5 protein-coding genes and 1 pseudogene are annotated in these 7,164 nt (G+C 75.6%); 2 read left to right on the top strand and 4 right to left on the bottom strand.

Translation table 11 applies throughout. The annotated features are described in order from the left end of the window. Positions 1-40: 40 nt before the first annotated feature. Together ACZ66Z_RS29440 and ACZ66Z_RS29445 are read left to right on the top strand one after the other, a co-directional pair. Positions 41-1,333 carry an MFS transporter gene (locus tag ACZ66Z_RS29440; RefSeq protein WP_469938398.1) on the top strand — a complete coding sequence of 431 codons (1,293 nt, stop codon included), beginning with the start codon at positions 41-43 and terminating at the stop codon, positions 1,331-1,333. A gap of 7 nt (positions 1,334-1,340) precedes the next feature. Beyond that, positions 1,341-2,084, top strand: a complete 744-nt coding sequence (locus tag ACZ66Z_RS29445; RefSeq protein WP_469938399.1) for a 4'-phosphopantetheinyl transferase family protein — start codon at positions 1,341-1,343, stop codon at positions 2,082-2,084. A 45-nt stretch (positions 2,085-2,129) separates the two neighbouring features. Here the strand turns inward: ACZ66Z_RS29445 and ACZ66Z_RS29450 are convergent, their stop codons facing one another. The 4 genes and pseudogenes from ACZ66Z_RS29450 to ACZ66Z_RS29465 all read right to left on the bottom strand — a co-directional run bounded on the left by ACZ66Z_RS29450 (position 2,130) and on the right by ACZ66Z_RS29465 (position 6,732). Beyond that, positions 2,130-2,318: a hypothetical protein gene (locus ACZ66Z_RS29450; RefSeq protein WP_469938400.1), complete on the bottom strand. Its 189-nt coding sequence runs from the start codon at positions 2,316-2,318 to the stop codon at positions 2,130-2,132. Between the two features lie 14 nt (positions 2,319-2,332). After that, positions 2,333-2,470: pseudogene (locus tag ACZ66Z_RS29455) on the bottom strand (LLM class F420-dependent oxidoreductase); the annotation flags it as partial. A gap of 40 nt (positions 2,471-2,510) precedes the next feature. Beyond that, a complete protein-coding gene (locus ACZ66Z_RS29460; protein WP_469938401.1) occupies positions 2,511-4,955 on the bottom strand; it encodes a SpoIIE family protein phosphatase in 2,445 nt (814 codons plus the stop codon). A gap of 304 nt (positions 4,956-5,259) precedes the next feature. After that, the gene (locus ACZ66Z_RS29465) at positions 5,260-6,732 is read right to left on the bottom strand and encodes an aminotransferase class I/II-fold pyridoxal phosphate-dependent enzyme (RefSeq protein ID WP_469938402.1); all 1,473 of its coding nucleotides are present in this window, start codon (positions 6,730-6,732) and stop codon (positions 5,260-5,262) included. Between the last annotated feature and the right edge of the window lie 432 nt (positions 6,733-7,164).

Consider the following 7,164-nt stretch of genomic DNA (forward strand, 5'->3'; position numbering starts at 1 on the left):
TCCCGGCCCCCCCGCTCCTCGACCACAGAAAGCCGACCCCATGGGAACGACCCCCACGACCAGCGCACCGACGGGCCCCGCGCCCACCGTCGACTGGCGCCGCGTCAGCAGTCTCGTCATCGGCCAGGCCGCCGTCCAGGCGGGCAGCTTCGCCCTCCTGATCGCCATGAGCTGGACGGCGGTCCAGCTCGGCGGCCGCGAAGCCGTCACGTACGTCACCCTCGCCGCCACCCTGCCGCGCGCCCTGCTGCTCCTCTTCGGCGGAGCGCTCGCCGACGCGCTCGGCCCCCGCGCCGTCCTGCTCCGCGCGACCGGCGTCCGGGTGCTCGTCCTCGCGGCCGGGATCGCGGTGACCGCCACCACCGAGACCCTCTGGCCGCTGATCGCCGTCGCCCTCGTCGACGGCGTCCTGCTCGGCCTCACGGGACCCGCCTCCGGGGTCCTGCTGCCCCGCCTCGCCCCGCAGGACCAGCTCGGCCGGGCCAACTCCCTCTTCTCCATGGTGCTGCGGCTCGCCCCCATCGCCGGCTCGCCGCTCGGCGCCTGGCTGGTCGTCGTCGGAGGCCTGCCCGTGGCCATGACGGCCGCGGCCGCCGGCTGCGCCGTCTGGCTGGCCTGCGCCGCCCACGTCACCCACGGCATGTCCCGGCCCGAGCGCGCCCCCCAGGGGCCCTCCCTGCTGCGCCGCTCCGGTGACGGCTTCCGCCTCCTCGCCGCCCACCCGCGACTGCGGTGGATGTTCGTGGCCTGCTTCTGCATGGACCTGGCCTTCCTGTGGCCGGCCGAGGTCGCCCTGCCCCTGCGGGCCGCCGACGAGGGCTGGGGCGTCGGCGCCGTCGCCCTGGTCCTGTCCGTCTTCGGCGCCGGCGCGCTGGCGTCCGCCGCCCTGGGCGCGGCACTCGCCCACCGCATCCCGGCGCACACCAAGCTCGTGGTGACCGGGGTCGGCCTCGCCGCCGGGATGGCCGCCATGGCCCTCGTCCCCTCGCCCGTCGTCCTGGCCGGCACGGCCGGAGCCGTCGGCCTGCTCTCCGGCCTCAACGGCCCGGCCCTGGTCACCGCCTACCAACAGGCCGTTCCCGAGGGCCGGATGGGCGCCGCGATGTCCACCTTCGCGCTCTCCGGCATCGGCGCGGCACCCCTGTCCCTGGCCGTGTTCAGCCCCGTCTCGCTCTCCCTCGGGGTGACCGGGACCTGGCTGCTGTGCGCGGGCCTCGCCCTCCTCTCCCCGGTCGCCGCGGCCGTCGCCCTGCGCGGTGGGGCGGCCCCCGCCGCGCCGCGCGCCGGCACCCGTGCCCGTACCGCACCGGAGCCCACCGCCACTTCCGTGTGAGGCAGACATGATCCCGCTGGTTTCCCCGCCACCGACGGCGGTCACGCCGTCCGGCCCGCTGATCCCGACCACGCTTCCGCCCCTGACCGCGGCCCTGCCACGGCTGCCCGGCCTCCGTCCGGTCCGGCCGCAGCTGTGGCTGGTGGCCACCGCGACCCACCAGGACGCCGTCACCCGGTACGCCCCCCTCGTCCTGGACACCGGGGAACTGGCCCGCGCCGAGGAGTTCCGCCGCCCCGGCGACCGCGCCACCTACCTGTGCGCGCACGTGGGGCTGCGCCGTCTCCTCGGCGCCCACCTGGGCGTCGTGCCCCGCGCCGTGTCGGTGGCGCGGGCGCCGTGCCCCTGCTGCGGCGAGCCGCACGGGCGCCCCGTACTGACCGACGGGCACCCGCACTTCTCGCTCTCCCACTGCGAGGGGCTGAGCCTGATCTCCGTCGCGTCCACACCCGTCGGCGTGGACATCGAGCGGGTGCCGGCGGCGCACACCGTCGCGGAGGCCTCGGAGGTCCTCCACCCCGCCGAGGCGGCGGAACTCGCCGTCCTCGCCCCCGCCCACCGGCCCGCCGCGTTCGCCCGCGTCTGGACCAGGAAGGAGGCCTATCTGAAGGGGCTCGGCATCGGCCTGGGCGCCGATCCGTCCGCCGAGTACGTGGGCGCCGGCCCGGTCCCGTCCGCACCGCCGGGCTGGCTCCTCGCCGACGTCACCGTCCCGGACGGCCACCGCGCCGCCGTGGCCCTGCGCCGGTGAAGGGCCCGGGGCGTCGGCGGGCGGCCCCGGACCGGACGGCGCTCCTCAGGCCGCGCCGTCGAGCAGGGGCAGCACGTCCCTGCGGTAGAAGTCGAAGAAGCCCCGTTGTTCCGGGCCGATCCGACCGATGTGCAGCCGGTCGACGCCGACGTCCACGAACCGGCGGAGGTGCCGGACGTGCTCCTCGGGGTCGGGGCCGCAGGCCACCGCCGCCGCGACCGTCTCCTCGGTCACCGGGGTGGAGGCCTGCTCGAAGTGGGCGCGGCCTGCGCGACCAGCGCGGGGTGGAGCCGTACGGTCGGACAGGTCACGGCCGTCCCGACGGGAAGCCGCACGGCCTGGGACAGCGCCCCGATCACGGACCACACGAAGGGGCTCCGGCCCCGCCCCCGGTACCCACCCGGCCCGTACTCCGGTGCGCCGGGCTCACGTCCCGGACGGCGTCCCGCCCCGGCGGCGGGGCACGTGGATGTCGAGGACGCAGACGTCGTCCCGGTTCCCCGTGCCCGTCCCCGCGAGCATCCGGGCGACCATGGGGTCACGGCCCTCGCGCACCAGCCGCAGCGCCTCGGCGGCCAGCCGGGCGAGGCCCATCGAGATGTCCTCGCCCGGCTCCTCCACGAGGCCGTCCGTGTAGAACAGCAGGTGATCCCCGGGCAGCAGGTCGACCACGGCCTCCTCGTACCGGGAGCCGTGCAGGGCGCCGAGCAGCGGACCCTCGGGCTGGGGCAGGAAGCGCGCCTCGTCGTCCCGGATCAGCAGGGGCGGCGGATGCCCCGCCCGCACCCAGGTCAGACGGTGGTCCCAGGGCTGGTAGCGGCCCATGACCATGGTCGCGGTGGTGCCGCGCTCGTCGTTCGGCGTGTGGAGGAGGAGGGCGTTGAGCCTGCCGAGGACGTCGGGGAGACCGGATCCCGTGATGCTCATGCCCTTGGCGGTGAACCGCAGCTGCGCCATGGTGCCGACGGCCGCCAGACCGTGACCGGCGACGTCCCCCACGACGAACAGCGCGCTCCGGTCGGGCAGTTCGATCGCCGAGTACCAGTCGCCCCCGACGTTCAGGCCCCGGTCCGCGGGCATGTAGGCGACGTCGACGCACAGCCCCGCGAGCTCCAGCGACTGCTCGGGGATCGGCAGCAGGGTCTCCTGGAGCCGGGCGCCGAGGGCCCGCTCGGCCTTGAGCATGCCGCGCTGGACGAGGTTCTCGCGCTCGCTGTCGCGCAGGGCGAGCTCGGCGTCCTTCTGCGCGCTGAGGTCCTGGAAGAAGCCGTGCACCTCGACGGGCGTGCCGTCCGCGTCCCGCTGCGACTCCGCGACGATCCGCAGGTGGCGCACGCCGTGCGCGGTGGTGATGCGGAAGGGCTCGTCGATGGCCCGGCCGTCGCCGAGGAGCCGCTGGACGGCCGCGCCGAGCCTCGGCAGGTCCTCGGCCACCAGGTGCTCCGGCAGCTCCTCCAGACGCATGGGGCCCAGGGCTGGGTCGCGGTCGAAGACGACGTACACCTGGTCCGACCAGGTGATCGTGTCCGTGATCAGGTTCCAGCCGGCCCAGCCCAGGTTCCCCAGGCGCTGCAGGTCGGCCAGCAGGCGGGCCTCGCGCTCGCTGGTGTCGTGGCGGACCCAGGAGACCACGAGGCGTCCGCCGAGCCGGGAGGCGCGGACCGAGTACACGGACTTCTGCTGGACGCCGGCGGTCACCTCCTCGTACGTGAAGGGCTCGCCCTCGTAGACCGATCCCGTGACCAGCGTGTCCAGGTATCCGTCCCACAGGGCGGTGCCCGCCACCGTGGGGTACGTCTCCAGGATCCGTCGGCCCACCAGCTCCTTGCCGCGCCGCCCGGCCACGTCGACCGCCCCGGGCGCCGCTGCCTCGATCAGGTAGTCCTCGACGTCACCGGTCTCCGAGCGCAGCGGGGCGAGCAGCACCGCGGGATCCGACAGGGCGTCCAGAACGGCTTGGACGGCGGCGACGTCCTCCCCCGCGGCGTCGCCTCCGAGCGGGCCCCGGTCCTCCCGCAGGGGCCCGGCGCACAGTCTGACGGCCCGTCGCAGCAGCTTCCGGGTCCGTGCGTCGAAGGGCCCCGGACACGTGCGGAAGAAGCCGACGACCGTCGTCATCGGCGGGTCGCCCGGGACGGGGAGCCAGGCCCGGGAGGGCCACCGCTCGGGCGGGTCACCGATCAGGAGGTAGCGGGCCCTGTCCCGCCGCATGTCCTCCAGCCAGACCGCCTCCTGGGCGTCGACGGCCTCCAGCGCGGCGACACCGCTGAGGGGCGGGATGCGACTCCACTGTCCTGCGAGCCCGTCGCCCACGCCGGCGCTGCCGACCAGCTCCAGGTTTCCGGCCGCCGCCACGGTGTAGATCATCACCGCGTCCACGCCCTCGGGCCCGCCCAGGGTCGCGAGGAGGAGCTCCGCGACGTCGTCCGGGGTCCGTGCGTGCGCCAGTTCCCGGGCCAGCCGGGCCAGCGCCCGGCCGTGACCGGCGGGCCGGGCTCCGCCGACGACGTAGCGGGGGGTGCTGAAGGGCGACGGGGCCTCCTCCTGAGGCAGGCCGGACGGGGACGCCGCGGGCCGCGCGGACGCGGGGGCGTCTCCCTCCCCGACACGGCCCAGGGTGATCCAGCACTCCTCCAGGAGGGTCCTGCGATGCCGTTCGGCGCGGTCGAGCAGCAGCTGGTAGGCGGCCTCCGCCGGCACCCCCGCCTGGGCCATGACCACGCCCTTGGCCCGCTCGAGGACGGCCGTCATCGAGGCGCCACCCTCCAGGTCCACGATCTCGGCGCGCAACCGCGCCACGACCTTCGCCAGAGCACGCACTTCGGGTGCCGCACCCTCGCCCGGGTCGGGGGTCGCCACATCGCCCTCCATACGTCTGAGCATGCCACGGCCGGGCATGCCGCGTCCCGCCCGGAACGCCTGCGGCGTCCGGCCGGGAAGACCTTCCCCGACGGGCCGACCGCCACGCGTTCCACCCCGTCGCACGCGAGTCGGCGGGAAGGACGAGACCGGTCGTCGGTCCCGTCGCTCGGAGAACCCCTCGGCGGTGACCCGGTACGGACGGAGGGCACGGTGCCCGGGCCCCCGCCGGGACCGGGACACGGCCCTCGGCCCGGTCCGGGACCCGCCCTCGGCCCGGTCCCGGAGAGCGAGCCGACGGACGGCGGCCGTCCGCTCAGGCGGCGCCGCCGCGCGCCACCACCCGGAACGTCTTCAGGGACGGGTCGGCGGCGTCGGACACGAGCACACCGTGCTCGATGCCGCTGCGCAGGTAGTCGACCACCTCGGCGGTGATCAGCTCACCGGGCGCCACCACCGGTACCCCCGGCGGGTACGGGCTGATGGTCTCCGCCGAGATCCGCCCGACCGCGTCCTCCGCGGCCACGTGCTCCGCGGGCCCGAAGAAGGCGTCGCGCGGCAGGCACGCCTGCTCCAGCTCCAGCGCCCGGGGCGTCGGCAGGTGGACGGCCGTCCTCGGCTCGATCCCGTCGGCGCCCTCCACCAGCGCGTGCAGCGCCTCCACGAGCCGCCGTTCCGTCGCGTCGTCGTCCGCGTGCGTGATCGACGCGGAGATCCGGCACGTGTCGGAGCCGCCCATGTCGACGTGGCAGTTCTCCCGCAGCCACTCCGCCGCCTGCATCCCGGTGATGCCGAGGCCCCGGACGTCGATGACGACCTTGAGGGGGTCGTAGTCGGCGGCGAGCCCCGCGTCGACGACCTCGACGCCCATCGGTTCCAGCCCGGGCAGCCCCGCGGCGGCCTCGCGCACCCGCAGGGCCCGCCGGAGCGCACCGTCGAGCAGCTCCTTCCCGTGCTCGGCCATCTGCCGCCGCCAGCCGTCGAGCGTCGCGTACACCAGCGTGGAGGCGCTCGTCGTCCCGAGCAGGTCCTCCCGCTGCTTGAGCACCTCGGCCGACACCCGGTCGTGCTGGAGGTGGAAGACGGAGCTCTGCTCGATCGCCCCGCCCATCTTGTGCACGCTGGTGATCACCAGATCGGCGCCCGCGTCGATGCCCCAGACCGGCAGGTCGGGATGGAACGGCAGGTGCGCGCCCCACGCCTCGTCGACGATCAGCGGCACGCCGGCGGCGTGGCACACCTCGGCCACGCCCCGCACGTCGGCGCACGTGCCCCAGTCGGTGGGGGTGATCAGCAGCATTCCCTTGGCGTCCGGGTGCTCCTCCAGCTTGCGGCGCACGTCGTCGGGCTCGGGCGGATGGGCCATGTGCCGGTCGGCGTCGAACTTCGGGTGCACCCAGATGGGCTGGACCCCGTTCAGGATGACCGCCGCGATCACGGACTTGTGCGCGTTGCGGGACACGAGCAGCTTCTCTCCCGGGCCCGCGACGGAGAGCATCGCCGTCTTCACCGACAGGGAGCTTCCGCAGGTCGAGAAGAAGGCCTTCTCCGCGCCCACGGCATCGGCCATGAGCTCTTGGGCCTGTTCCAGCACGCCCTGGGACAGCCTGCGGTCGTCCAGGCCGTTCAGCATCAGCACGTCCGAGCGGAAGACGTCGGCCCCGACCACGGCGGACACCCTGGGGTCGGCCCCGCGGCCCTGCTTGTGTCCCGGAGGGCCGAAGACGACGTCCCCCCGGCTCCGGAAGTCCTGCAGTGCCTCGAGTACGGGTGCGTGCGAGTGGTCCATGCTTCCTCCGGTTCGGTCCGCCCGCCTTCCGGCGGGGGCACACTGTTGTGGCCTCTGACGCGTCTGCCCGGGGCCCCCTCACGAAAACGGGAGCCCACCAGGGGGTACGAGGCCGGTGGCCGCCCGTGCGGAGCGGCATGAAGCGGCGCGGACGGGGCACGTGCGCGGTGGGGCCCCCGAAGCCGCCGCTCGCCGGTTCCCCTCCACGGCCGGGCGGCGGCCGGCACCCGCGCGACGAGCGCGCCGCCCCCGGACCCGGGGGCGCCCCACACGAACGGCCCAAGCGTCCGGAGCTTTCACCCACGGCGTTCCGCTCACGGCGGGGGCCCGGGGGGGGGGGGAGGGAGGGCGCGGCGGGGGGGGGGGGCGCGGGGGGGCCCGCGGAGGGGGGTGGGTAGGAGGGTGTGTGGGGGGGAGGGGGGGGAAGGCGCG

This window comes from Streptomyces sp. NPDC107498 (assembly GCF_055582805.1).